We start from the raw sequence: 18,985 nt of genomic DNA on the forward strand, positions 1-18,985 counted from the left end.
ACAGCTGCCCCGTTTTTGATTGGGGGATAGGTATGCCGACCCTCCATCATAGGTTGGTGCGTACAGCGCACCCTGCCAAGCGACCTCTGGTGAGGCTGATCTGATGCAATTTCTTCCGTTGTTCCACAAGCTGCAGGATCGCCCGGTACTGGTGATCGGCGGTGGCGAGGTCGCGCTGCGCAAGGCACGCCTGCTCAGTGATGCAGGGGCTCGTTTGCGAGTCGTGGCGCCAGAGGTGCGTAGCGAGCTGCAGGAATTGGCCGGTGCGGATGGCGTTTTCCTGCGGGGCTACGCCAATAGCGACCTGCAGGGTGTCGGCTTGGTTATCGCTGCAACCGATGACGTACCGCTCAATGCGCAAATTTCTGCCGAGGCGCAAGCCTTGGGTATCCCTGTCAATGTGGTCGATGCGCCTGCGCTGTGCAGCGTGATATTCCCGGCCATCGTCGATCGCTCGCCGCTGATCGTGGCGGTCAGCAGCGGCGGTGATGCGCCGGTGCTGGCGCGGCTGATCCGCGCCAAGATCGAAACCTGGATTCCGGCTTCATACGGCCAACTGGCCAACCTGGGCAAGCGCTTCCGTGAACGGGTCAAACAGCTGTTCCCCGATGTGCAGCAGCGCCGGGTGTTCTGGGAAGACGTGTTTCAGGGACCAATTGCCGAGAGCGTGTTTGCCGGCAAGCCGGAGGAGGGCGAGCGTCTGCTCGAAGAGCGTCTGGCCGGTGCCGCGCCGCGCGCTTTGGGTGAGGTCTATCTGGTTGGTGCCGGGCCTGGCGACCCGGACTTGCTGACTTTCCGCGCCTTGCGCCTGATGCAGCAAGCCGATGTGGTGCTGTACGACCGTCTGGTGGCGCCTGCGATCATCGAGCTATGCCGGCGCGATGCCGAACGCATCTACGTCGGCAAGCGCCGCGCCGATCACGCGGTACCGCAGGAGCAGATCAATCAGCTGCTGATCGACCTGGCGCGCCAGGGCAAGCGCGTGCTGCGTTTAAAAGGTGGCGATCCGTTCATCTTTGGCCGCGGTGGTGAGGAGATCGAGCAACTGGCCGCCGAGGATATTCCCTTCCAGGTGGTGCCGGGTATCACTGCGGCTTCGGGTTGCGCCGCTTATGCCGGTATTCCGCTGACCCATCGCGATTACGCGCAGTCGGTGCGCTTCGTGACCGGGCATCTCAAGGATGGCAGCAGCGATCTACCGTGGAAGGATCTGGTGGCGTCAGGGCAGACGCTGGTGTTCTACATGGGGCTCGTGGGGCTGCCTGGCATCTGCGAGCAGCTGATTGCCCACGGCCGTTCCGGTGCGACGCCGGCGGCATTGGTGCAGCAAGGCACCACGCACAACCAACGTGTATTCACCGGTACTCTGGACACGCTGCCGCAGTTGGTTGCCGAGCATGAAGTGCATGCGCCAACACTGGTAATAGTCGGTGAGGTGGTGACGCTACGCGACAAGCTCGCCTGGTTCGAGGGTGCGCAGGGCAGCGTCTGATACCTGGGGTGGATTGCGCTTCGTCGACTGGCTATCGGTGGATGAAAAAAGTCTCATCCACCCTACGGCCTGGCGCTCAGCTTTCTTGCCACACGCCCTTGCCTGGCAGGCGCTGGCGGTCGTGCTCGCCCGTGAAGTCCTGCTGCGGGCCCTTGGGGATCACGCCCGTCGGGTTGATGGTGGCGTGGCTGGCGTAGTAGTGCGACTTGATATGGGTGAAATCCACCGTCTCGGCAATCCCCGGCCACTGATAGAGCTCGCGTAGCCAGTTGGAGAGGTTCGGGTAGTCCTCGATGCGTTTCAGGTTGCACTTGAAGTGGCCGTGATAGACCGCGTCGAAACGGATCAGCGTGGTGAGCAGGCGGATATCGGCCTCGGTCAGGTATTCCCCTGCCAGATAGCGGTGCTTATCGAGCAGCCCCTCCAGCTCATCGAGCATGGCGAACAGCTCGTCGAAGGCTTCCTCGTAAGCTTCTTGCGTCGTAGCGAAACCCGCGCGGTAGACACCGTTGTTCACCGCCGGGTAGATGCGCTCGTTGAGCTGATCGATGCGTTCGCGCAGCGGTTCCGGGTAAAAATCCAGGTCGTTGCCGGTCAGTCCATCGAAAGCGCTGTTGAACATGCGGATGATTTCCGCCGACTCATTGCTGACGATACCGCCGGTCTGCTTGTCCCACAGCACGGGTACGGTTACGCGCCCGCTGTAATTTCGATCGTCAGCGGTGTAGCGCTGGTGCATGTAGGTCAGATTGTCGAGGCGGTCGCCGCTGGAGCCAAAATCGCGATCGAAGGTCCAGCCTTGCTCGCGCATCAACCAGCTGACCACCGATACATCGATCAAGGATTCAAGTCCCTTGAGCTTGCGCAGAATCAGGGTGCGATGGGCCCAAGGGCAGGCCAGAGATACGTACAGGTGATAGCGGCCGGCTTCGGCCTTGAAGCCTGTATCACCGCTAGGGCCGGCGCTGCCATCGGCTGTGACCCAGTTACGGCGCTGTGCGCTCTCACGCTGGAAGCGGCCACCTTTGCCGGTGTCATACCACTGGTCGTGCCAGCGCCCATCGATTAACAGGCCCATATCGCTTGCCTCCGTTTTGAATGAACCTGGAGTCTAGCGTTATCCAATCGATTAAATAGTGGAAAAACCTGGCTCAATCAATCGGGTTTGTAGATGTCAATCGACTGTCCCAGCACTGTTGCGCCTGCGCAAAGGCTTGGTCACGGGGCAGGCCCAGTCCTCGCAGAGCCATCGCAATCGTGGCGATCACTGCCAGTCGGCCGTAGGCATCTTCATGCTCGCCCTGCCAGAAGTCGTTCAGCAAGGCCGGGGTGAGCTGCTCAGGTTTGACGTGGCGCTGCGGCGAAAGCGCTGGCCATTCTTCGTCCCAGTCTTCGCCACTGCGCGTGCCGTAAAGGTGGCAGGTGGCGTCCGGGTTGACCTCGATTTCGCCGCCTTCGCCCTTGATCACGATGGCGCTGTCACCGAGCAGGCGGCTGGCCTCGCGGTGGACGGCCTGGTAGCCGGGATGGAAGATGCTTTGCAGGCCACAGCGGGCGCCCAGCGGATTGATCACGCGGGCCAGGGAGTGAATCGGTGAACGCAGGCCGAGTGTGTTGCGTAGATCGATCATGCGTTGCAGGGGCGGCATCCAGTCGCCCAGGTAGCTGTAGGCCAGGCCGTGCTGGTCGAGTGCGCTCGCGACTGCCTGCCAGTCGCGGCAGTGAGGAATCTCCAGCTGCTTCAGCAGTTGTTCGGTATACAGCCGGCCTGCGGTATGCGCACCGCCGCCGTGCATGAATATACGCACGCCGCTGGCTGCCAAGGCTTTGGCCGCCAGCAGGTACCAGGGCAGATGGCGCTTCTTGCCTGCATAGCTGGGCCAGTCCAGATCGACCAGGGTTGTGGGAGCGGACAGCCTTGCGCGAATCGCTTCGGTAAAACCGGCAAGTTCTTCGGCACTTTCTTCCTTGTGCCGCAGCAGCATGAGAAAGGCGCCCAGCTGGGTGTCCTCGACTTTGCCGTCGAGCAGCATGCCCATGGCATCACGGGCTTCCTCTCGGGTCAGGCCACGAGCGCCGCGCTTGCCCTTGCCGAGAATGCGCACGAACTGCGCGAAAGGGTGTTCGGTAGGCGTGATCAGGTTCATAGGCAATTGGTCGGTTTCGGCAGGCCAGCGAGCTTGGCCGCCAATTTGGCGGGCGTGCCCTTGAAGAGGCGGTTGAGGTGTAGGCTGTTGCCTTTCTCCGGGCCCAGTTTCAGGGCTACATACTTGATCAGCGGGCGATTGGCTGGCGACAGCTGGAACTCGTTGTAGAAGGCGCGCAGCAGTTCGAGAATTTCCCAGTGCTCGGCGCTCAGCTGCAGGTCTTCGGTCGCGGCTAGCGCTTCGGCGACCGGACGCGACCAGTCTTGCAGCTCGGTGAGGTAACCATCTTTGTCCAGGGCGATGTGCTGCCCGGCAACGTTCAGTGCGTTCATAGCCAGCTGTTGACCTTGGCGTAGCGGGTGCAGAGTTCGACGAAATCCGGGTAGTCCAGGGCCTGAGCGCGTTCGGGGGCTTGTAGGCCGCGTGCACTCAGGTCTTCGTCGAGGGCATACAGTGCAACGCTGGTCGGCATCAGCTTCAGCGCTTGTAGGTTGGCGGTGCCGGGCTGCAGCGCATAGACCGCATCGCCGCTGAGCAGCAACGCGTCTTCGGCGCCGAGCAGGCGCAGGCAGCTGCCCAGGCGGCTGTCGGCGAATGGCGAGTGGGAGAGAATGTGCAGGGTGGCCATCAGAGGGTGATCACCTGGTCATAACGATCGAGGAGGGTTGTCAGTGCGCTGTCATCCAGGGTCTGCACGGGCAGATTCAGTTCAGCCTCGCTCAGGCCGCGCTCGGCCAGGCTGCGCGCGCTGGCATAGAGGTCTTCCACACCGAACATCGGCAGCGCCTGCAGATTGGCGCCTAGGTCCTTCTGTTGCAGTGTGCTCGGCTGCTGGGCTTTGCTCAGCTGGAATACGCCATCGTCGAGAAACAGCATGCCGATTGGCAGGTCGAACGCCCCGCCGGCCAGGGCGATATCTAGCGCCTCGCGTGCACCAGGGCCACTCCAGGGCGCCTGACGGCTGATGATCAACAGGGATTTACTCATTCACTGGCCTCCGAAGCAGATCAGGCGATCGGCCTGCTGCGCTGCTTCATGCAACTGGCCGAGGCCAGACAGTTCCCAGGGCGCCTCCAGGTTGGCGGCGGGGCGTGCATAGCGCTGTGCTTCTTCGGCGTTCAGCACGCCGCGGCGCAGTGCGGCGGCGATGCACACCACAGCGTCCAGCTGGTGTTCGGTGACGAACTCGCGCCATTCTGTGGGCAAATCCAGTTCGTCCTGCGGGCTGACGACGTTACTGGCGGCACTGTGCACGCCGTCCTGATAGAAGAACAGGCGGACGATCTCGTGGCCGCCGGCCAGCACGGCCTGAGCGAAGCGCAGCGCACGCCGCGAGGCGGGCAGGTGAGGGGCGGCGAACAGGGCGATGGCAAACTTCATGGGACGTCCGGCGAGGTAAAACAGCCGCAATGATAAGGCCAGCGGCCTGCGGCGCACAAAGTCAGGCAGATAAAAAAGAAAAGCCCGCCGAAGCGGGCTTGAAGGGGACGAAACCCTATCAGTCGTCGCCGCCCATCACGCCGAAGATCTGCAGCAGGCTGACGAACAGGTTATAGATCGATACATAGAGGCTGATGGTAGCCATGATGTAGTTGCGCTCGCCACCGTGGATGATGGCACTGGTCTGGAACAGGATGCAGGCCGAGGAGAACAGCACGAAGCCGGCGCTGATGGCCAGTTGCAGGCCGCTGATCTGGAAGAAGATGCTGGCCAGTACAGCCGCGAGCAGCACGAAGAAGCCGGCGGTGATGAAGCCGCTGAGGAAGCTCATGTCCTTGCGGGTGGTCAGCACGTAGGCGGACAGACCGAAGAACACCAGGGCGGTCATGGAGAACGCCGAGCTGATTACCTCAGCGCCATTGGCCATGCCCAGATAGAGGTTAAGGATTGGGCCGAGGGTGTAGCCCATGAAGCCGGTCAGAGCGAGGGTGGAAACCAGGCCCCAGGCCGAATCACGCAGTTTGTAGGTGAGGAAGAACAGGCCGTAGAAGCCGATCAGCACGACGAAGAAGTTCGGGTAGGGCAGGTTGGCGCGCTGGCTGAGGAAAGCCACCAGGCCACTGAATGCCAGGGTGATTGCCAGCAGGCCATAGGTGTTGCGCAGCACCTTGCTGACTTCCTGCTGGTCGGCCTGCGAATGGTTGATGACGTAGTCTCGTTCTTGCATGGCGACGCTCCTGTGGCACAAGGATTCCGGTATTCGAATGCCCGGATCATAGCAGAGCAGGTCCATGTGCCAAGACAGAGAGTTTGACAGTGTGTTGCGTTCCGGTAAGATTGCCGCCCGCACTGACGCGGAGGTTCAAGGCAGCAGTCTTGATCCCCTCCGCAGAAAGAATTTGGAAGCGTGGCCGAGTGGTTTAAGGCAACGGTCTTGAAAACCGTCGATGGGCAACTATCCGTGAGTTCGAATCTCACCGCTTCCGCCATTTCTCTATATTGCCCCGCGCAATTCCCGATCTTAATCTGGCGCTTGCTTTTTGACTTGCGTGCGCCAAGCTAGGTCAGACCTTGGCTTTTTGCTAAGGTGGCCGGCAAGTCTAACCTCACCGCCAATATGCGGTGGCTGACAAGGTGCAACGAGGTGGCGATTGATTAAGGTGCTGGTGGTCGACGATCACGATCTGGTGCGCACGGGAATCTCGCGCATGCTCGCCGACATTGACGGCTTGCTGGTAGTGGGCGAGGCCTGCACCGGTGAAGAAGCCTTGCTCAAAGTGCGCGAGCTCAAGCCGGATGTGGTGCTGATGGACGTCAAGATGCCGGGCATCGGTGGTCTGGAAGCCACACGTAAGCTGATGCGCAGTCATCCCGACATCAAGGTCGTCGCCGTCACCGTCTGCGAAGAAGATCCGTTCCCGACTCGCCTGTTGCAGGCCGGTGCTGCCGGTTACCTGACCAAAGGGGCGGCGCTCGAGGAGATGGTTCAGGCCATTCGCCTGGTATTCGCCGGTCAACGCTACATTGACCCGCAAATCGCTCAGCAACTGGCCTTGAAGTCCTTCCAGCCACAGAACAATGGCTCGCCGTTCGACCTGTTGTCCGAGCGTGAAATCCAGATCGCGCTGATGATCGCCAACTGCCACAAGGTGCAGAACATCTCGGACAAGCTCTGCCTGTCGCCCAAGACGGTCAATACTTACCGTTACCGGATCTTCGAGAAGCTCTCCATCACCAGCGACGTAGAGCTGGCATTGCTTGCGGTGCGCCACGGCATGGTCGACGCCGTCAGCTGAAGATGTCCAACCCGTTCGATTCGAGTGCTTTCCTGGCGACCTGCAGCGGTCGCCCAGGCGTCTATCGCATGTTCGATGGCGAGGCGCGGCTGCTGTACGTAGGCAAGGCCAAGAACCTCAAGAAGCGTCTCGCCAGCTATTTCCGCAAGACCGGTCAGGCGCCCAAGACTGCCGCCCTGGTAGCCCGTATCGCGCAGATCGAGACCACCATCACCGCCAACGAGACCGAGGCGCTGCTACTCGAGCAGACCTTGATCAAGGAATGGCGGCCGCCGTACAACATCCTGCTGCGCGACGATAAGTCCTACCCTTACGTATTTCTGTCCGATGGTGATTTTCCGCGCCTGGGTATTCATCGCGGCGCCAAGAAGGCCAAGGGGCGTTATTTCGGTCCCTATCCAAGTGCACTGGCCATCCGTGAGAGCCTCAGCCTGCTGCAGAAGACTTTTCTCGTGCGTCAATGCGAGGACAGTTACTACAAGAACCGGACACGCCCGTGCTTGCAGTATCAGATCAAGCGCTGCAAAGGCCCCTGCGTAGGCCTGGTTTCCCCGGAAGAATATGCAGAGGACGTACGTCACTCGGTGATGTTTCTGGATGGACGCAGCAATGCGCTGAGCGAGGAACTGTCCGCCAGCATGGAGAAAGCCTCCATGGCGCTGGAATTCGAGCGGGCTGCCGAACTGCGTGATCAGGTTGCCATGCTTCGTCGTGTGCAGGACCAGCAGAGCATGGAGGGCGGCACGGGCGACGTCGACGTCGTCGCGGTCATGCTCAATCCGGGCGGCGCGTGCGTGCACCTGATCAGCGTGCGTGGCGGCCGTGTGCTGGGCAGCAAGAATTTCTTCCCGCAGGTGGCCATTGAAGAGGAGGGCGGCGATGTACTGATGGCCTTCCTCGCTCAGTACTACCTGGGTAATGCGGAGCGCGATCTGCCGAGCGAGTTGATCGTCAACGTGCAGCACGAAGACTTCAATACGCTGGTCGAGGCTATCGACTCGATTAGAGGGCGTAGCCTCATGATCAGCCACCGGGTACGCGGTACCCGTGCGCGTTGGCAGCAACTGGCGGTTACCAACGCCGAGCAAGCGCTGACGGCACGCCTGGCAAATCGCGAGCATATGGCCGAACGCTTCGAAGCGCTGGCAGCCGTGCTGGAGATGGATGAGCCGCCGCAGCGCATGGAGTGCTTCGACATCAGTCACTCCAGCGGCGAGGCAACGGTCGCCTCCTGTGTGGTGTTCGGGCCGGAGGGGCCGTTGAAGTCCGACTACCGTCGCTTCAACATCGAAGGCGTCACTGCGGGTGACGACTACGCGGCAATGCATCAAGCACTGACTCGGCGCTTCAGCAAGATCAAGGATGGCGAAGGCAAGCTGCCGGATGTCCTGCTGGTCGATGGCGGCAAGGGGCAACTGGCCATGGCACGCGAGGTGCTGCAGGAACTCGCGGTGCTAGATCTGATTCTTCTGGGCGTGGCCAAGGGGACGACGCGCAAGCCGGGGCTGGAGGTGCTGTATCTGAACGACGCAGCCCACGAGTTCACCTTGCCAGGCAATTCGCCAGCGCTGCACCTGATCCAGCAGATCCGTGACGAGTCTCACCGGTTTGCCATCACCGGCCATCGCGCACGGCGAGGCAAGGCGCGACGTACCTCTACCCTTGAGGAGGTTGCAGGTATTGGTCCCAAGCGGCGTCGCGAACTGCTCAATCATTTCGGTGGTCTGCAGGAGCTCACGCGTGCCAGTGCCGAGGAAATCGCCAAAGCGCCTGGAATCAGCAAAAAGCTCGCTGAGTTGATTTATGCGACTCTGCACAGCGAGTAGAATGCCCGCTCACCTCGCAGCTCAGTTGTGCCGATGAATATCCCCAACTTGCTTACCGTGCTCCGGGTCGCGCTGATTCCGGTCTTCATCCTGCTGTTCTATTTACCGTTCTCCTGGAGTTACTGGGCTGCCAGCGGCGTCTTCGCGATCGCCGCCGTGACCGACTGGCTCGATGGCTATCTGGCGCGACGCTGGGAGCAGGGCACGCCGTTCGGCGCGTTCCTAGACCCAGTTGCGGACAAACTGATGGTGGCTGTCGCCTTGGTGCTGCTTGTAGCTGAGCACTCCAACCTTTGGCTGACACTGGCCGCGGCCACGATCATTGGTCGTGAGATCGTGGTTTCTGCTCTGCGCGAGTGGATGGCTGAGCTGGGTGCCCGGGCCCATGTTGCGGTCTCCAACCTGGGCAAATGGAAAACCGCTGCACAGATGTTGGCATTGGTCATCCTGTTAGGTAATCCACCACAATTTACCTTCTGGGTCGTGCTCGGTTATATCCTGCTGATCGTTGCCGCGGTGCTGACGTTGTGGTCGATGCTGCAGTACCTGTTGGCCGCCTGGCCGCACCTCAGCACCACCGTGGAGAAGAAATAAGTTTTTTTGAATCAAAGGGTTGACGCCGCGATTCGAATCTATAGAATGGCGCCCGTCGACAAGACAAGCGGGAATAGCTCAGTTGGTAGAGCACGACCTTGCCAAGGTCGGGGTCGCGAGTTCGAGTCTCGTTTCCCGCTCCAGTTTTACACGAGTCGCCCAGGCGGCTCGTTTGATTTAAGGCTGAGTTGCAGAGTGGTTATGCACCGGATTGCAAATCCGTGAACGCCGGTTCGATTCCGACCTCAGCCTCCAATCTAAAGGCCTCGTAGATCAACGATTTACGAGGCCTTTTTCATTCCCGAAGGTATGCTTTTGCGCGCCTTGCGGGGAAGCGGAGGGCTGTATATATTCCTCCCCTTCGCACAGCGCTACCGCCCGAATGGCGAAATCGGTAGACGCAGGAGACTTAAAATCTCTCGCCAGCAATGGCGTGCCGGTTCGAGTCCGGCTTCGGGCACCAATGACATGTTTTCAGATGTTCCCACATGACTCTGAAATCCAAGTAAACCGGCCTCTGTAGCCGGTTTTTTTGTGCCCGTATGTTCCCGCATGCGTCTGTACATATACCTATTTTAGGTATACGTTTGGGTATACGTCGGTTCGATTGAGGATCGTATACCCATGGCACGCACCGTTACTCCGCTCTCTGACGCCAAGTGCGAGGCAGCTAAGCCGCGCGAGAAGGATTACACCCTGTTCGATGGCCAGGGCCTGTACCTGCTGGTAAAGGCCAACGGCAGCAAGGTCTGGCGCTTCAAGTTCACCAGACCGAGCGGGAAGGGCGGGCTGGCCACCTTTGGCAGTTATCCAGCCTTGAGCCTGAAGGCTGCCCGGGTGCGCCGTGCTGAGGCGCTGGAGCTGTTGGCCAATGGCGTAGACCCAATCGAGAACGCCAGGCAGGTGAGGGCGGCAGTAGTCGCTGCAACCACCAACACATTCAAGGTGGTGGGCTTGGAGTGGCACGCAGCAGGCGCCCGCAAGTGGTCGAAGGATCACGCTGCCAAGGTGCTGACCCGCCTGGAGCAGCACCTGTTCCCGGTGCTGGGTGATCGCTCTGTAGCTGACCTGAAGGTTCGTGATCTGATCCAGCCCCTGAAGACCGCTGAGAAGAATGACCACCTCGAGCTGGCCGGCCGGCTGCGTCAGTACATCGACGGCATCATGCGCTATGCCGTCCAGCACGGGCACATCGATAGCAACCCAGCCCGTGACCTACAGGGCGTCACTGCCACGCGTAAGGCGGCACACAGGCCCGCATTGCCCCTGGAGCGCTTGCCCGAGCTGCTGCAACGGATCGACGACTATAAGGGGCGCCCGCTGACTCGGCTGGCCGTAGGGCTCACGCTGCTGGTCTTCATCCGCTCCAGTGAGCTGCGCTTTGCTCGCCGCCAAGAGGTCGACTCGCGCAACAGCCTCTGGACAATCCCGGCCGAGCGTGAGGCTATCGACGGCGTGAAGCACTCCAGCCGCGGCGCCAAGATGCGTACCCCGCACCTCGTGCCCCTGAGCCGTCAGGCCCTGGATCTGCTGGCCCAAGTCGATCAGCTGTCCGGCCGCTATGAGCTGCTGTTCCCAGGTGATCACTACCACCACAAGCCAATGAGCGAGAACACCGTAAACGCTGCACTGCGCCGCATGGGCTATGACACTAAAACCGAGGTGTGTGGCCATGGTTTCCGCGCTATGGCGTGCTCTGCGCTGGTCGAGTCAGGTTTGTGGAGTCGGGAGGCCGTTGAACGGCAAATGAGCCACCAGGAGCGCAACAGCGTGCGTGCCGCCTACATTCACAAGGCGGAACACCTGGAAGAGCGCCGGCTGATGGTGCAGTGGTGGGCCGATTATCTTGATGCCAACCGGGAGCACCACGTTACTCCGTATGACTTCGCTCACCCGGAAGAGAAGGGCGTGAATGTGATCGGCATGAAGCGGGCTTAGGAAGGAGCTTCTTGTGGCTGCTAGTGAGTTGACCCAGCGCTGTTGGATGATCGCGGAAGAACTTGGAAAACCTGTATCTGAGAGCCAGAAGGTCTACCAGGCAATATGCGATGAAATGATGGGTGTGCCCATCGCCAGGCACCATGCTCTGGCTATTGCTGCATACGTTGGAAGTTGGAAAGCGACAAGGAATCCGTACTACGTTGACCTAGCGTTCATGATGCTTTCCAGCCTCGGTGGGCAGCCCACCGAAACCATGCTTCAAGAAGATCTCGCGGCGCGTACGGCCAGGTTCTATGGCTCCCCTAGCGGTACTGCCGAAAACATACAGAACGAAGGTGCCGAGTGGGCTGCGCTCCTGTTTATGGCCAACTTGGTTATCCGCGGCGCTACCTGTGCTGAAGCTTCTCGAATGGCAGCTTCCTTCTACAGCCTCAGATACCCGCATCTCAAACGCAAAAAGGCCTCTACCCTTGAGGGCTACTACTCCAAAAGAGTCAGAAAGTCGGGGCTTGAGCAAGATCTAATCAGGTCAATGGAAAGGGATCCCCAGCCCGATTGGGATCGCCAGTGGCAGGAAATTTCGGACGCAATACCTGCGTGCCCTCCTGACCTTGTCGGAAATGCCAGGTTCTAGGCGAAAAAATGGATTTGATTTTTTCTCCTCCTAGTTTGGCTTCTGGACAATAGCTTAGGGGCGTCACCAATACGGAGGCGCCCAAATGCGTACAGACACCACCACCGGCAAGTCACTGATTCGCCAGACTACCCTTTGTGAACGGCTCGACCTGACCCGCTCCGGGCTCGCCAAGCTTCGCAAGAAAGACCCCACGTTTCCCAAACCCATCAAGGATGGCGAGGCACGCCAGGCTGCGGCCTACTATGTCGCTGCCGAGGTAGACGCCTGGCTTCAGTCCAAGATTCAGGCGAGGGATGCAGCATGATCGCGCTTGCACTTCGTCTCACTCAGGGCTATGGTTTGCGTGTCACGGTAAGTCCCGTGGCCGACCTTGGCCGGTCGAGAACCTCTAGGCGCACAAGCGCCCACCATCCGATTGCAGGCGCTTTTTTTGTGCCCGCAGCATCGTGTTATGGCGGCTGTGCGTGGGACACCTTCGGGTGTGCCGGGTGCCTAGAGTCCCGGTCGGCCAACCCGCGTACAGCTGTCACCATTTCTTGCTTGGCCGCAAGCGGTGATGGCTCCTCAACTCTAGGAGCTCCACCTATGAAACACGCCCTCAATCCGTCTGCGTCTCATGCCGCTGCCTGGAAGGCTCGTGCCTTCGCTGCTTTGCGCGGCAATTCCTCCCTGTCTGTCCGCCTGGCTCGCTACAACGAAGCCATGCAGCGCGCTCGTGCCCTGGAAGCCCAGGAGGTACGGCCATGAAGAACTTCTCTAAGCATCACGGCTTCACGCTATTCCACTACGTTCAGGAAGACAGCAGCCCTCGGTATCCCTATGGAGTATGTGGCCCTTTCGCCACTGCCGAAGAGGCGCAGCGAGCTATGACTCGGGTGATCGCTGCTTTCCCAACCTCCCATTTCCACACCGAGCAAGGTGGCTGGATGGGCGACTGTGGCAAAGCGCTTTCTCTGGATAACGCCAAAGCGCGTCATCGCCTCGCACAACTGAGGGCTTAAACCATGACTACGAAAAACGGCGCCAATGCGCCGGTGGCCAAACTCGGCCCTAAGAAAGTGCTTACTCCAAACCAGATCTTCAGCCGCAGCCTGAAACAGATTGGCGCTGCGAAGACGCTCGATGACCTGGTTCTTGCCGCCTACGTCGGCGCCGGCTGCGCGGATGCACTGCTGTTGAGTGGCCTGATCGATGCCGAGGCGTACCACGAGCAGAACAAGGAAATCGTTCACGTCACGACGACCCTGCGCGAGCAGCTGGAGGCTGAAGATGGCCAATCCAATTGATCAGCTATTGCCTCGACTCGACAAGGTGCGGCCTGCAGGTACCAACAAGTGGAAAGCTTGCTGCCCGGCCCATGATGACAAAGACCCGAGCCTGAGTATCCGCGAGGCTGAGGACGGCAAGGTGCTGTTGCACTGCTGGGCCGGCTGCAGCTCCACAGATATCACCGCCGCCATTGGCCTTGCGCTGCGTGACCTGTTCCCTGGTGAAAAGACCACTCGCCGAGGGCCAAGCAAGGCAGCGGTTGAGCATGAGCACACCGTTTACCAGATCGGTCTGTCGATGCAGCAGAGCGGCAGCCGGCTCAGCGCTGACGATCAGGCCCGCTTCGAGCTGGCCAAGCAGCGCTTGGGGGTGACTGCATGAGTGGAGGTGATCGATTTGCCAAAGAGTGGGAGGGGGTTGCAACCCTCCCGGTACCGGAACCCATGAAACGGCTCTGGCGGGCTGAGCTGACACCAGCATCGACCATCAGGCCGGTTGCCATTCGCTGGCTCTGGCCTGGCTGGGTCGCACGAGGAAAGCTGACCGTCCTGGCCGGTGCTGGTGGTAGCGGCAAAACGACCTTGGCGATTGGCTTGATCGGCACGGTGACCAACTGCGGCCGTTGGCCTGACGGTGAGAACTGCTCAGAGCCAGGAAATGCCCTGATCTGGTCGTCCGAGGATGATCCGGCTGACACCCTGGTGCCGCGGCTGATGGCAGCGGGTGCCGACCTTGCCCGCGTCCATATCATCGAGGGGCGTGTGAACTCTGCCGGTGAGCGTGAGCCCTTCGACCCGGCCGCAGACTTCGACCTGTTGCGTGATGCCGTGGAGCAGATCGGCGGCGCCTCTCTGCTGCTGCTTGACCCGGTTGTGAACGTGGTCAAGGGCGACATGCACCGCGCCAATGAGGTTCGCCGCTCCCTACAGTCGGTGGTCGATTTCGCCGAGGCGCATCAATGCGCCGTGCTGGGTATCAGCCACTTCAGCAAGGGCAGCGGCTTCAGCAAGGGCAGCGGCGCTTCTTCACCAGCAGATCGGGTGATCGGTAGCCAGGCGTTTGGCGCCCTGGCTCGTGCGGTGCTGGTCGCTGCCAAGCAGGAGGACTCTGATGTTCGCGTCCTGGCCCGGGCGAAATCCAACATCGCCGACGATCAGGGCGGCGTGGGGTATGTGATCGAGCCTTGTACCGTCGGTGATGGTATCGAGACGACTAGAGTGCTGTGGGGCGACAGGATCGAAGGTAGCGCGCGAGAGATCCTGGCCGAGGTGGAGCGTATCGAAGGGGACGATCAGTCTGATGACGATGATCCTGCCGAGGCACTGCGCCGCATCCTCAGTACAGGACCTTTGTCCGGAAAGGACGCTAAACGGTTGATGACTGACAACGGCTATACGCAAAAACAGATTCGTACTGCACGCGAAAAGCTTGGAGTCGTCACCACGCGCGAGGGCTTCGGCAAGGACATTAAGTCCTACTGGTCGCTGTCTGCATTCGTGCCCTCGGGTTCCCATTCGTGCCCACCCTTGGAAGAGGGCACGAATGATGGAAAAGGGCACGAATGGGGAATTGGCCATCTATCGAGCTTCAACGAATCTGACTCGGAGGCAGTGTGATGGCTGCCATCGATTACCTCACCGAACACGGGTTTTCCGCCCGCGTATCCGGCAAGCGCCTGATCGTTTCCCCGGCCAGCAAGCTGACTGAAGACGACCGCCAATACATCAAGTTGCACCGCCTGGAGCTGCTCGCAGAGCTGGCCGCCAATGACGGCCAGATGCGCTCGAGTAACTGGCGCGTGCTTCTGGAGGGGAAGGTCATCTGCGTGATGATCGGTGAACCCATGAGCCGCCAAGAAGCCTTGGAGGCCGCCCAATGGCGCTGGCCTGATTCCGACGTACGGTAGTGACAAATACTGTATGGATATACATATTAGGCCTAATTAAGGCTAATTTGGCCAAATATGGCAGAAACACCATCTTCACGAGTGGAGATATCGACGATGAACAAACCGCAACGCGGGCGCCAATGCCGGCCAACCCGTCGCGAACTGGAAGCAGCCTGGGTACGCCTACGTGCCGCTGCTGATCAAGGCGATATCCAGGCCACGGCCTTGCTGGTGGCGCTCGCCGAAAACAAACCGCTTTTATCAGCCCTGGAGGCTCGCTAATGACCGAATCGACTAACTTCGACCCTAACGCTGTGGAAGTCCTGCAGGGCAACCACCGAATCCTGCTGGCTAGCTGGCGTTTTCCGCGTGACGGCAATTTCGCCCCGCTGTGGAATGCGGCGAACAGCTCGCGCAGCACTCTGTCGCTGCTGCTCAAGAAGCTGGACGCGATCAAGGCAGATGCCCGCCTTTCTGAGATCGCTCAAAGCGAGGACAGCAAGGCCGCCGTAGTGGCCGCCCTGGAAGACTTGGGGCAGAGCCAACGGGCTTTGCTGGGCGCTGTAAACAGGTTCAATACCGAGTTCATGAAACTGGCGGCAGTAACGCCCTACGGCGGTTCGACGGCTGCTGCTGATGCGGTGATCGACTGCGAAATCGCCCGCCATTTCCGCACCCTTACCGGCGATGATCGCGGCAAGTTCATTAGCCGCATGATTTCCGGGGAGTATGAGCGCGAGATAGACGCCGCGCTGCGTCTCCCGGCCTCCCTGTTCGGCCTGAACGAAGAGACCCGTATCGCGGTAGGCAACTCTGCGTTGCAGCGTAAAAACCCCGGTGCTGTGGCCGAGTTTCGCGAGCTGAGCGAAGGGGTCAACCTGGCTCAATTCATCATGCGTCGCGTGTATGACCGCATAGTCGGCGCGTCTGCCCTGACCATTCAGGAGCGCATGCAAGCCCTTGGCAAAGATGCCTGGCAGTCCTACGTCAAGGAAGGCTCGGACAAGGTCATGAACGCAATGGCTGAACGCTACGGCGTGGCATAAGGGGGCGTCATGAGCTTTGAGATTGAGCGCAACGAAAATGGAACATCCGTAAGCCTGCCAGGCGGCTCACGCTTCGACCTGCCGGTTATCTCCGACGATGACCTGAATACCTACCCGATCCAGATCTTCAGCAACTCTCTGCCGTTACTGGCGAACGCTATGTCGGGCCTCAAGAGCATTGCCGATGACCGCACCCTGTCGCCGCTCGGCATCGAGCAGAAGTCTGACCCGGTCAAGGCTGAGATGGTCAGCCGAGTGGCTGCGGCAGCCGGCCAGGTGCGGATTTTCGAAGGAAACATAGCGAACATGGAGGCGCGGCTTTACGCCTTCCCTACCATCGATCCTGGCAATGCCGTTGCTGCCATTGAAGACCGCGAGATTCGCGACTGGTGGCGCTCAATGGAGGTTCCGGAGCAGCGCAAGATGCTGGATGAGGTAAGGGCCGATCCGGTGAAGCATGAGCGCCTGATGATCGCCCTAATGCGTGTGCCCGCGCCGCTCGCCCTGCTGGACTGGCAAACCAAGTTCGTAGCCGAGACGTGGAAAGAGGCAAAGCGCGCTGCAGATCCTGTCACCGCCCATACCATCGACAACGACCGGCGCTTGGTCGAAACGTCGCGTCGTGGCCTGGCGCATGTTGCCGGTATCGCCGGGCGTGTGTCTGGCTGGAAGGCCGAAACGATACTGCAGACCCTGATCAAGTCGCCATTTGAGCCCGTCGCCCATGGCTTCGACATTTTCGGCTTCGACTCCAAGCAGGTAGCGCTGATGCGCGACCGCATGGCGAAAGAGCAAAGACGCTAGGTGCCAAGCCATGAGCTTCGAAGATGAAATGAAAGCGGCCACACGCCGCATTATCGAGGGGCACGACAAGATCGTGCGCACTGCGACGATTGACCTGTTCAGCGGCACCATTCGCGACACTCCGGTGGATACCGGGCGCGCCAGGGGCAACTGGGTCACCCAGGTGGACACACCAGCTCAGGGCGTGATCGAGCGAGAAGATCCAGATGGTTCCTTGGCTATTGCAGAGGTCATCTCCGAAACGCCCGAGCTGGCAGGGCGTGAGGTCTTCTTGTCCAACTCACTGCCCTATATCGAGGGCCTTGAGAACGGGCGGTCGATGCAATCTCCAGCCGGCATGGTGCGCCGTAACCTCGCCAGAGTCCGCCGCATAGTCGATCAGGCTGTTGCGAAATTCCGAGTCTGAAACAACCAATTTCGAGCGAAGCGATTCGCATCAGGAGTACGAGACATGAGCAGCAATGGTCAGATCATTGGTGGTGTTGTTGGGGCTGTAGTTGGCTTCCTCGTCACTTGGACGCCCCAAGGGGCATATGCAAGCGCAGAGCTGGCCGGTGGAGTCAGCAACCTTCTCAGTGCCAGCAGTGATGAAACCTTGGACGAAGGTGACGACATGGAGGGGGCGCAATGAGCATCCTTAACGCATTCGTAACGCCTGACCTCGCCTTGATCGGGGTCGACACCGAGGCGATGCTTCCTAACGGCGACCTTCAGCAGGTATGCAAGATCGTCGTCAATCCGGTGCTAAGCGCAGTCGTTGGTTTCCGTGGATTGGATCTGATGCACATGGCTGCGGCGCCTGTCTTCTCGGGTTGGAAGGGCACATTCGATGCTTTGGCCGAATACGTCCCCGAGCTGATGCGCCTGTGCGAGGAACATTGCATTAACGCTCATGGCCAGCCCAAAGAGCAGCTAATCACGGACATCGTGCTTGCGGGCTTTTCTGAGTCCTCCGGCGCGATGACGCTGCATGCCTATCAGCGGACGCAGCACACGCAGCCGATTGAGCATCACCGCTCTATTCCTCAGTTCTATGCGCCTTACTGGGGAGATGATCACCTCAAGTCTCTTGGCATCTGTGCTGATCGGAAAGGGATGGAAGTCTTGGCTAAGGAGCAGTGCCGGAAGGCGCGAGAGGAGAGGCCAACTGACTTTGCGTGTGGCGGCCGCTTCTTCATCGCTGAGGCCAGATGCAACAGCACCCGCATAGAACAGGCTTTCGAGTTCCCGCCACGACCTGAAAAGGTGGGCTGATGAGCGAGAAGAAAGACCTTCGCGGGTACACGGGAACCCGTAAGAAACCGCCACGTGATGCTGCCGAGAAGCTTCTAGAACTGGCTGCGGCCGGGTACAACAAGAAGGGACTGGCCTATCGGCTGGGCACCACGGTTGAAACCCTGAACAAATGGCTAGAACTCTATCCTGAGCTGAAGCAGGCCATAGATGAGGGGAGGGAGCGTGAGCACAACGCGCTGTTCACCGCTCTGTTCGACAGTGCCACCAAGGGCGGAAATGTCGCTGCGGCGATATTCCTGCTGAAGGCCCGTCACGGCTATCGCGAGGGTGACCAGGCGGAAATCGCCAACCGTGTCAGCGTGGTGTTCGAGATGCCCGGCGCCATGAAACTGGAGGACTTCACGAAAGACGTAACACCTCGCGGTGGGGAGCTTGGGCATGATTGAGTTCAATGGCTTCCAAGAGCGCTTGATGCTGCTTCCTGAAGAGCTGGACGTTTTCTGCGGCGGCGGCCGGGGAGGTGGCAAGTCCTATGGGCTTGCGCTGCTGTGTTTACGCCACGTTGAGCAGTACGATGAAAAGGCGCGGATCTTGTATCTGCGACGCACCTACAAGGGCCTGGCCGACTTCGAGCTGGTCTGTCGTGAGCTGTTCGGGACGGTCTACAGCACTGCCGCTCGCTACAACGCAGCAGAGCACGTCTGGCGCTTCCCGAATGGCGGCTATCTGGAGCTTGGCCAGCTCGAAAGCCACGCCGACTACACCAAGTACCAGGGCCGATCGTTCACGCTGCTTTTGGTGGACGAGGCCGGCCAGTACCCGACGCCTGACTTGCTGGATCTGATGCGCTCGAACCTGCGCGGCCCGAA

General features: G+C 60.1%; 28 protein-coding genes and 4 tRNA genes. 25 read left to right on the forward strand and 7 right to left on the reverse strand.

All coding sequences use genetic code 11. The features are described 5' to 3' along the window. Positions 1–103: 103 nt before the first annotated feature. Positions 104–1,492 carry a siroheme synthase CysG gene (cysG, locus tag ACJRW5_RS09300; RefSeq protein WP_484570232.1) on the forward strand — a complete coding sequence of 463 codons (1,389 nt, stop codon included), beginning with the start codon at positions 104–106 and terminating at the stop codon, positions 1,490–1,492. 76 nt (positions 1,493–1,568) lie between these two features. On the opposite strand, the gene ACJRW5_RS09305 is transcribed toward cysG, so the two are convergent. The 7 genes from ACJRW5_RS09305 to ACJRW5_RS09335 form a co-directional block, all read right to left on the reverse strand. Further along, the gene (locus ACJRW5_RS09305) at positions 1,569–2,570 is read right to left on the reverse strand and encodes a glutathione S-transferase family protein (protein WP_484570233.1); all 1,002 of its coding nucleotides are present in this window, start codon (positions 2,568–2,570) and stop codon (positions 1,569–1,571) included. A gap of 73 nt (positions 2,571–2,643) precedes the next feature. After that, positions 2,644–3,639 carry a glycosyl transferase family protein gene (locus tag ACJRW5_RS09310; protein ID WP_484570234.1) on the reverse strand — a complete coding sequence of 332 codons (996 nt, stop codon included), beginning with the start codon at positions 3,637–3,639 and terminating at the stop codon, positions 2,644–2,646. Then, the gene (locus ACJRW5_RS09315; RefSeq protein WP_484570235.1) at positions 3,636–3,971 is read right to left on the reverse strand and encodes a TusE/DsrC/DsvC family sulfur relay protein; all 336 of its coding nucleotides are present in this window, start codon (positions 3,969–3,971) and stop codon (positions 3,636–3,638) included. Before ACJRW5_RS09315 ends, ACJRW5_RS09310 begins: the two co-directional genes overlap by 4 nt. Further along, a complete protein-coding gene (gene tusB / locus ACJRW5_RS09320) occupies positions 3,968–4,267 on the reverse strand; it encodes a sulfurtransferase complex subunit TusB (RefSeq protein WP_484570236.1) in 300 nt (99 codons plus the stop codon). Before tusB ends, ACJRW5_RS09315 begins: the two co-directional genes overlap by 4 nt. Next, positions 4,267–4,626, reverse strand: a complete 360-nt coding sequence (gene tusC / locus ACJRW5_RS09325; RefSeq protein ID WP_484570237.1) for a sulfurtransferase complex subunit TusC — start codon at positions 4,624–4,626, stop codon at positions 4,267–4,269. The genes tusB and tusC overlap by 1 nt, the downstream gene beginning before the upstream one ends. Then, positions 4,627–5,019: a sulfurtransferase complex subunit TusD gene (tusD, locus tag ACJRW5_RS09330; protein ID WP_484570238.1), complete on the reverse strand. Its 393-nt coding sequence runs from the start codon at positions 5,017–5,019 to the stop codon at positions 4,627–4,629. 118 nt (positions 5,020–5,137) lie between these two features. Further along, on the reverse strand, positions 5,138–5,806 hold the full coding sequence (locus tag ACJRW5_RS09335) for a Bax inhibitor-1/YccA family protein (RefSeq protein ID WP_484570239.1): 669 nt from the start codon (positions 5,804–5,806) through the stop codon (positions 5,138–5,140). 174 nt (positions 5,807–5,980) lie between these two features. Here ACJRW5_RS09335 and ACJRW5_RS09340 point away from each other — a divergent pair. The 24 genes from ACJRW5_RS09340 to ACJRW5_RS09455 all read left to right on the forward strand — a co-directional run. Then, a tRNA-Ser gene (locus tag ACJRW5_RS09340) sits at positions 5,981–6,068 on the forward strand. 162 nt (positions 6,069–6,230) lie between these two features. After that, a complete protein-coding gene (gene gacA, locus ACJRW5_RS09345) occupies positions 6,231–6,875 on the forward strand; it encodes a response regulator transcription factor GacA (RefSeq protein WP_484570240.1) in 645 nt (214 codons plus the stop codon). A gap of 2 nt (positions 6,876–6,877) precedes the next feature. Next, positions 6,878–8,701: an excinuclease ABC subunit UvrC gene (gene uvrC / locus ACJRW5_RS09350; protein ID WP_484570241.1), complete on the forward strand. Its 1,824-nt coding sequence runs from the start codon at positions 6,878–6,880 to the stop codon at positions 8,699–8,701. Between the two features lie 33 nt (positions 8,702–8,734). Beyond that, positions 8,735–9,295 (forward strand): CDP-diacylglycerol--glycerol-3-phosphate 3-phosphatidyltransferase, encoded by a 561-nt coding sequence (gene pgsA, locus ACJRW5_RS09355; RefSeq protein WP_484570242.1) that lies wholly within the window; start codon positions 8,735–8,737, stop codon positions 9,293–9,295. Positions 9,296–9,362: 67 nt separating this feature from the next. Next, a tRNA-Gly gene (locus ACJRW5_RS09360) sits at positions 9,363–9,438 on the forward strand. A gap of 38 nt (positions 9,439–9,476) precedes the next feature. Next, positions 9,477–9,550: transfer RNA gene (locus ACJRW5_RS09365), tRNA-Cys, on the forward strand. 121 nt (positions 9,551–9,671) lie between these two features. Further along, positions 9,672–9,758 (forward strand) — tRNA-Leu (locus ACJRW5_RS09370). A 161-nt stretch (positions 9,759–9,919) separates the two neighbouring features. Further along, a complete protein-coding gene (locus tag ACJRW5_RS09375; protein WP_484570243.1) occupies positions 9,920–11,233 on the forward strand; it encodes a tyrosine-type recombinase/integrase in 1,314 nt (437 codons plus the stop codon). Positions 11,234–11,279: 46 nt separating this feature from the next. Then, positions 11,280–11,870 (forward strand): hypothetical protein, encoded by a 591-nt coding sequence (locus ACJRW5_RS09380; protein WP_484570244.1) that lies wholly within the window; start codon positions 11,280–11,282, stop codon positions 11,868–11,870. 85 nt (positions 11,871–11,955) lie between these two features. After that, positions 11,956–12,177: a helix-turn-helix transcriptional regulator gene (locus tag ACJRW5_RS09385; protein ID WP_484570245.1), complete on the forward strand. Its 222-nt coding sequence runs from the start codon at positions 11,956–11,958 to the stop codon at positions 12,175–12,177. Between the two features lie 281 nt (positions 12,178–12,458). Then, positions 12,459–12,620, forward strand: a complete 162-nt coding sequence (locus ACJRW5_RS09390) for a hypothetical protein (protein ID WP_484570246.1) — start codon at positions 12,459–12,461, stop codon at positions 12,618–12,620. Further along, entirely contained in the window at positions 12,617–12,874 is a 258-nt protein-coding gene (locus tag ACJRW5_RS09395) for a hypothetical protein (RefSeq protein WP_484570247.1), read from the forward strand. Before ACJRW5_RS09390 ends, ACJRW5_RS09395 begins: the two co-directional genes overlap by 4 nt. 3 nt (positions 12,875–12,877) lie before the next feature. Further along, positions 12,878–13,159 carry a hypothetical protein gene (locus tag ACJRW5_RS09400; protein WP_179527753.1) on the forward strand — a complete coding sequence of 94 codons (282 nt, stop codon included), beginning with the start codon at positions 12,878–12,880 and terminating at the stop codon, positions 13,157–13,159. Beyond that, complete coding sequence (locus ACJRW5_RS09405; RefSeq protein WP_484570248.1) at positions 13,143–13,523, forward strand: virulence-associated protein E; 381 nt, start codon at positions 13,143–13,145, stop codon at positions 13,521–13,523. The genes ACJRW5_RS09400 and ACJRW5_RS09405 overlap by 17 nt, the downstream gene beginning before the upstream one ends. A 62-nt stretch (positions 13,524–13,585) precedes the next feature. Then, the gene (locus ACJRW5_RS09410) at positions 13,586–14,758 is read left to right on the forward strand and encodes an AAA family ATPase (protein ID WP_484570249.1); all 1,173 of its coding nucleotides are present in this window, start codon (positions 13,586–13,588) and stop codon (positions 14,756–14,758) included. Continuing rightward, positions 14,758–15,048 carry a hypothetical protein gene (locus ACJRW5_RS09415; protein WP_396473836.1) on the forward strand — a complete coding sequence of 97 codons (291 nt, stop codon included), beginning with the start codon at positions 14,758–14,760 and terminating at the stop codon, positions 15,046–15,048. Before ACJRW5_RS09410 ends, ACJRW5_RS09415 begins: the two co-directional genes overlap by 1 nt. 96 nt (positions 15,049–15,144) lie before the next feature. Continuing rightward, positions 15,145–15,312, forward strand: a complete 168-nt coding sequence (locus tag ACJRW5_RS09420; protein ID WP_484570250.1) for a hypothetical protein — start codon at positions 15,145–15,147, stop codon at positions 15,310–15,312. Beyond that, entirely contained in the window at positions 15,312–16,076 is a 765-nt protein-coding gene (locus ACJRW5_RS09425) for a hypothetical protein (RefSeq protein WP_484570251.1), read from the forward strand. The genes ACJRW5_RS09420 and ACJRW5_RS09425 overlap by 1 nt, the downstream gene beginning before the upstream one ends. Positions 16,077–16,085: 9 nt before the next feature. Continuing rightward, positions 16,086–16,880 (forward strand): hypothetical protein, encoded by a 795-nt coding sequence (locus ACJRW5_RS09430; protein WP_484570252.1) that lies wholly within the window; start codon positions 16,086–16,088, stop codon positions 16,878–16,880. A gap of 10 nt (positions 16,881–16,890) precedes the next feature. Continuing rightward, positions 16,891–17,286, forward strand: coding sequence for a hypothetical protein (locus tag ACJRW5_RS09435; RefSeq protein ID WP_484570253.1), 396 nt, complete (start codon positions 16,891–16,893; stop codon positions 17,284–17,286). A 45-nt stretch (positions 17,287–17,331) separates the two neighbouring features. Beyond that, positions 17,332–17,511, forward strand: coding sequence for a hypothetical protein (locus tag ACJRW5_RS09440; protein WP_484570254.1), 180 nt, complete (start codon positions 17,332–17,334; stop codon positions 17,509–17,511). Further along, positions 17,508–18,134, forward strand: coding sequence for a hypothetical protein (locus ACJRW5_RS09445; protein WP_484570255.1), 627 nt, complete (start codon positions 17,508–17,510; stop codon positions 18,132–18,134). Before ACJRW5_RS09440 ends, ACJRW5_RS09445 begins: the two co-directional genes overlap by 4 nt. Beyond that, positions 18,134–18,562: a hypothetical protein gene (locus ACJRW5_RS09450; RefSeq protein WP_417703278.1), complete on the forward strand. Its 429-nt coding sequence runs from the start codon at positions 18,134–18,136 to the stop codon at positions 18,560–18,562. The genes ACJRW5_RS09445 and ACJRW5_RS09450 overlap by 1 nt, the downstream gene beginning before the upstream one ends. Further along, positions 18,555–18,985, forward strand: a 431-nt coding sequence (locus ACJRW5_RS09455) for a terminase large subunit domain-containing protein (protein WP_484570256.1), incomplete at its 3' end; no start/stop codon positions are given. The genes ACJRW5_RS09450 and ACJRW5_RS09455, both read left to right, overlap by 8 nt.

This window comes from Pseudomonas pichavaramensis (genome assembly GCF_050473265.1).
GTDB lineage: Bacteria > Pseudomonadota > Gammaproteobacteria > Pseudomonadales > Pseudomonadaceae > Aquipseudomonas.

What these genes read in the sequence shown, in the direction of transcription:
- cysG (WP_484570232.1), top strand. Translation starts at nt 104, where the DNA reads ATGCAATTTCTTCCGTTGTTCCACAAGCTGCAGGATCGCCCGGTACTG.
- ACJRW5_RS09305 (WP_484570233.1), bottom strand. Translation starts at nt 2,570, where the DNA reads ATGGGCCTGTTAATCGATGGGCGCTGGCACGACCAGTGGTATGACACC.
- ACJRW5_RS09310 (WP_484570234.1), bottom strand. Translation starts at nt 3,639, where the DNA reads ATGAACCTGATCACGCCTACCGAACACCCTTTCGCGCAGTTCGTGCGC.
- ACJRW5_RS09315 (WP_484570235.1), bottom strand. Translation starts at nt 3,971, where the DNA reads ATGAACGCACTGAACGTTGCCGGGCAGCACATCGCCCTGGACAAAGAT.
- tusB (WP_484570236.1), bottom strand. Translation starts at nt 4,267, where the DNA reads ATGGCCACCCTGCACATTCTCTCCCACTCGCCATTCGCCGACAGCCGC.
- tusC (WP_484570237.1), bottom strand. Translation starts at nt 4,626, where the DNA reads ATGAGTAAATCCCTGTTGATCATCAGCCGTCAGGCGCCCTGGAGTGGC.
- tusD (WP_484570238.1), bottom strand. Translation starts at nt 5,019, where the DNA reads ATGAAGTTTGCCATCGCCCTGTTCGCCGCCCCTCACCTGCCCGCCTCG.
- ACJRW5_RS09335 (WP_484570239.1), bottom strand. Translation starts at nt 5,806, where the DNA reads ATGCAAGAACGAGACTACGTCATCAACCATTCGCAGGCCGACCAGCAG.
- uvrC (WP_484570241.1), top strand. Translation starts at nt 6,878, where the DNA reads ATGTCCAACCCGTTCGATTCGAGTGCTTTCCTGGCGACCTGCAGCGGT.
- pgsA (WP_484570242.1), top strand. Translation starts at nt 8,735, where the DNA reads ATGAATATCCCCAACTTGCTTACCGTGCTCCGGGTCGCGCTGATTCCG.
- ACJRW5_RS09375 (WP_484570243.1), top strand. Translation starts at nt 9,920, where the DNA reads ATGGCACGCACCGTTACTCCGCTCTCTGACGCCAAGTGCGAGGCAGCT.
- ACJRW5_RS09380 (WP_484570244.1), top strand. Translation starts at nt 11,280, where the DNA reads ATGATCGCGGAAGAACTTGGAAAACCTGTATCTGAGAGCCAGAAGGTC.
- ACJRW5_RS09385 (WP_484570245.1), top strand. Translation starts at nt 11,956, where the DNA reads ATGCGTACAGACACCACCACCGGCAAGTCACTGATTCGCCAGACTACC.
- ACJRW5_RS09390 (WP_484570246.1), top strand. Translation starts at nt 12,459, where the DNA reads ATGAAACACGCCCTCAATCCGTCTGCGTCTCATGCCGCTGCCTGGAAG.
- ACJRW5_RS09395 (WP_484570247.1), top strand. Translation starts at nt 12,617, where the DNA reads ATGAAGAACTTCTCTAAGCATCACGGCTTCACGCTATTCCACTACGTT.
- ACJRW5_RS09400 (WP_179527753.1), top strand. Translation starts at nt 12,878, where the DNA reads ATGACTACGAAAAACGGCGCCAATGCGCCGGTGGCCAAACTCGGCCCT.
- ACJRW5_RS09405 (WP_484570248.1), top strand. Translation starts at nt 13,143, where the DNA reads ATGGCCAATCCAATTGATCAGCTATTGCCTCGACTCGACAAGGTGCGG.
- ACJRW5_RS09410 (WP_484570249.1), top strand. Translation starts at nt 13,586, where the DNA reads ATGAAACGGCTCTGGCGGGCTGAGCTGACACCAGCATCGACCATCAGG.
- ACJRW5_RS09415 (WP_396473836.1), top strand. Translation starts at nt 14,758, where the DNA reads ATGGCTGCCATCGATTACCTCACCGAACACGGGTTTTCCGCCCGCGTA.
- ACJRW5_RS09420 (WP_484570250.1), top strand. Translation starts at nt 15,145, where the DNA reads ATGAACAAACCGCAACGCGGGCGCCAATGCCGGCCAACCCGTCGCGAA.
- ACJRW5_RS09425 (WP_484570251.1), top strand. Translation starts at nt 15,312, where the DNA reads ATGACCGAATCGACTAACTTCGACCCTAACGCTGTGGAAGTCCTGCAG.
- ACJRW5_RS09430 (WP_484570252.1), top strand. Translation starts at nt 16,086, where the DNA reads ATGAGCTTTGAGATTGAGCGCAACGAAAATGGAACATCCGTAAGCCTG.
- ACJRW5_RS09435 (WP_484570253.1), top strand. Translation starts at nt 16,891, where the DNA reads ATGAGCTTCGAAGATGAAATGAAAGCGGCCACACGCCGCATTATCGAG.
- ACJRW5_RS09440 (WP_484570254.1), top strand. Translation starts at nt 17,332, where the DNA reads ATGAGCAGCAATGGTCAGATCATTGGTGGTGTTGTTGGGGCTGTAGTT.
- ACJRW5_RS09445 (WP_484570255.1), top strand. Translation starts at nt 17,508, where the DNA reads ATGAGCATCCTTAACGCATTCGTAACGCCTGACCTCGCCTTGATCGGG.
- ACJRW5_RS09450 (WP_417703278.1), top strand. Translation starts at nt 18,134, where the DNA reads ATGAGCGAGAAGAAAGACCTTCGCGGGTACACGGGAACCCGTAAGAAA.